The organism is Acinetobacter sp. V2, from assembly GCF_001188385.1.
GTDB lineage: Bacteria > Pseudomonadota > Gammaproteobacteria > Pseudomonadales > Moraxellaceae > Acinetobacter > Acinetobacter oleivorans.
Map to the genome: position 1 here is coordinate 504,270 of NZ_JZFB01000001.1, position 2,886 is coordinate 507,155.

At 35.7% G+C, this 2,886-nt stretch carries 3 protein-coding genes and 1 pseudogene; 2 read left to right on the forward strand and 2 right to left on the reverse strand.

The features are described from left to right. A pseudogene (locus tag UC75_RS19835) lies at positions 1 to 231 on the forward strand (peptidylprolyl isomerase); the annotation flags it as partial. A 48-nt stretch (positions 232 to 279) separates the two neighbouring features. On the opposite strand, the gene UC75_RS02350 reads toward UC75_RS19835, so the two are convergent. Then, entirely contained in the window at positions 280 to 1,224 is a 945-nt protein-coding gene (locus UC75_RS02350; protein WP_416202195.1) for an AraC family transcriptional regulator, read from the reverse strand. 189 nt (positions 1,225 to 1,413) lie between these two features. Here UC75_RS02350 and UC75_RS02355 point away from each other — a divergent pair, with 189 nt between their 5' ends. Next, on the forward strand, positions 1,414 to 2,637 hold the full coding sequence (locus UC75_RS02355; protein ID WP_049836544.1) for an alkane 1-monooxygenase: 1,224 nt from the start codon (positions 1,414 to 1,416) through the stop codon (positions 2,635 to 2,637). A 108-nt stretch (positions 2,638 to 2,745) separates the two neighbouring features. Here the strand turns inward: UC75_RS02355 and UC75_RS19840 are convergent. Continuing rightward, positions 2,746 to 2,886, reverse strand: a 141-nt coding sequence (locus UC75_RS19840) for an acyl-CoA dehydrogenase family protein (RefSeq protein WP_228137203.1), incomplete at its 5' end; no start/stop codon positions are given.

Genomic DNA, 2,886 nt, shown 5'->3' on the forward strand with positions numbered 1-2,886 from the left:
CGTGCAGCATTTAGTGCAGCTACACCTAAGCCAGGTATGTGGTCTGTTACAACAGCAAATTTACCAAATGAGCTAGTTGTTGTTGCGGTTTCAAATGTAAATTCATCTGCTGCTAATGCTATTCCTGCTGATCAGTTACAGCAGTTAAAGCAACTTTATCGTCAGTCACGTGGTCAACAAATATTGGAAGATTACAGTCAATATTTAAAATCGCATGCGAAAATTAAATAATAATTTGATTCAATAAAAAAAGCGCCTCGGCGCTTTTTTTATTGGCAGTTAATCTAAGCTGTGCCCAATATATTGCTGTCTATATTGTTTAGGAGATAAATCAAAAATTCGTTTAAATGCCTGACTAAATGCTGTTTCGGATGAATAGCCAACCTTATTTGATATTTGCTGAATTGATAAGTTACTTGTGCGTAAATACTGACTGGCTAAACGGAAACGGTAATGCTGTAAATAAGTTAGAGGTGGCTCACCAATAATACTACTAAACAAATTTGCAAATTTAGAACGTGACATACAACATTGTTCAGCTAAAGATTCAACTGTCCATGTGACTTCTGGCTGGCTATGAATAGCAGATAGTGCATTGCTCAGTTCTGGATGAGTTAAGGCACTTAACCAGTTTTGTTGATCTGTCATCCGTTGAATATGATCACGAATGCATTCGATGAGCAAAATACTGACTAAGTGATCAATAATTTTGTCGTGACCTGGCCTGATTTTTTGAGTTTCGATTGCTAGAAAATAAAGTCCAATTTGTAGCCATTCAGGTGGGGTAGTTTGATTTTCATGCTGAATATGCATGATGGACGGCAGGGCATTAATAAGTGGCCCAGCCATATGAGTATCGATTTGGCAGCGTAAAGATAGCAATAATGTATTATCTGGAGATGAAGTACCAAATTCGATGGCATCTTGTCTATGACCATTAAAAAGCGACGTTATATCTAAAGAATCTACCAACTTACTCGCTGTTGATTTTGAGTCAGTCGCACTATGTGCTTTACCCGAAGGAATCAAAATAATATCGCCAGCAGTCGCAGTTATTTTTTCTAAAGTGTTAAGTTGAATATATACAGAACCAGTTAAAACAATATAAGCAAGTAAAGCAGATTGATCTTGTGTTTTAAAAGCCCATTCTCCTTGCGCTTTTAAATAGATGTATTCAGACTTATTCAGGTGAATATCATCAAAAAATTTACTTAGTGCATCCATATTTAAATGATCAATCATTATTTTAATAAAATTATAGTGAGCTATAAGAATAGATCAACATGTGTTTTTAGGACAGAAAAGTGGAAGAAAATGCCAAAGACTTTAACATAGGTTTTTTGGACGGTTACTACTGTTAACTAAACACTATTTCTTTAACTATATAGACATATAGAAAAAGGAAATATAGCTATGAATGCACCAGTAAATGTTCAGCACGAACTTATGCCAGTGCCTGCGTCTATGCGTGAAATAGATCGCAAACGCTTTTTATGGATGATTAGTCCTGCTTTACCTGCTATCGGTTTAGCTATTTTAGCTGGTTATCAGTTTGGTCCACGTCCTTTGAAGAAAGTCTTCGCATTAGGTGGTCCACTTTTACTACATGTCGTGATTCCTGCAATTGATACTATTATTGGGAAAGATGCTCGAAATCCGACAGATGAAGAAATTAAGCTTTTAGAAAAAGATCCATATTACTCACGTCTTGTGAAGAGCTTTATCCCTCTACAGTATGCTGCAAATGTTTATGCATGTTATTTAACAAGTCGTAAAACGACATCTTTTATTGATAAGATTTTACTTGGTATCTCAATGGGTGCAATCAATGGTATTGCGATTAATACAGCCCATGAGTTAAGTCATAAGCATGATCGTATAGACCATATTCTGTCTCATCTTGCTTTAGTTCCAACCGGCTATAATCATTTCCGTATTGAGCATCCTTATGGTCATCATAAGCGTGCAGCAACACCAGAAGATCCAGCTTCATCACGTATGGGTGAAACATTTTATGAATTCTGGCCACGTACTGTGATTGGTTCTTTTAAGTCTGCAATAGAAATTGAAAAAAATCGTTTAAAACGTAAAGGTAAAGAATTCTGGTCTTCAGATAATGAACTATTACAAGGCTGGGGAATGACTGCTGCTTTTCATGGTTCTATGGTTGGAATTTTTGGTAAAAGTACAATTCCATATTTAGCGACACAAGCATTTTATGGCATTAGTCTTTTTGAGATTATTAACTATATTGAGCATTATGGTTTATTACGTCAGAAAAAAGAAAATGGTCAATATGAGCGTACAATGCCAGAGCATAGCTGGAACAATAATAATGTTGTAACAAACTTATTCTTGTACCAATTGCAGCGTCATTCAGACCATCATGCTTATCCGACTCGTCCATTCCAAGCATTACGTCATTTTGACGAGGCACCTGAGCTACCAAGCGGTTATGCCAGTATGTTACTACCAGCATTAATCCCTTCATTGTGGTTTAAAATAATGGATAAGCGAGTTTTTGATCATTATAAAGGTGATTTAAACAAAGCAAATATTTCGTCAAAACGACGTGCAAAAATCTTTAAGAAATTTGGTGTAGTTGATAAAGCGTTAGACAGTACAACTACCGAATAAATAAAAAATTTAATTCCTGAAATACGAAGCCCTCTAGTTTAATCGCTAGAGGGCTTTTAAGTTTTTACATAAAAAGCTAATAAAAGAAGGGAAAATTTCCCTTAATTATTATTTTAGTTCGCTAGAAGATTTACCCAGTTCTCGGCGGGCAATGATTAATTGCTGGATTTGTTGAGTACCTTCAAAGATATCGAGAATTTTCGAATCACGTGCCCATTTTTCAAGTAACTCATCTTCGTTATAGCCCAC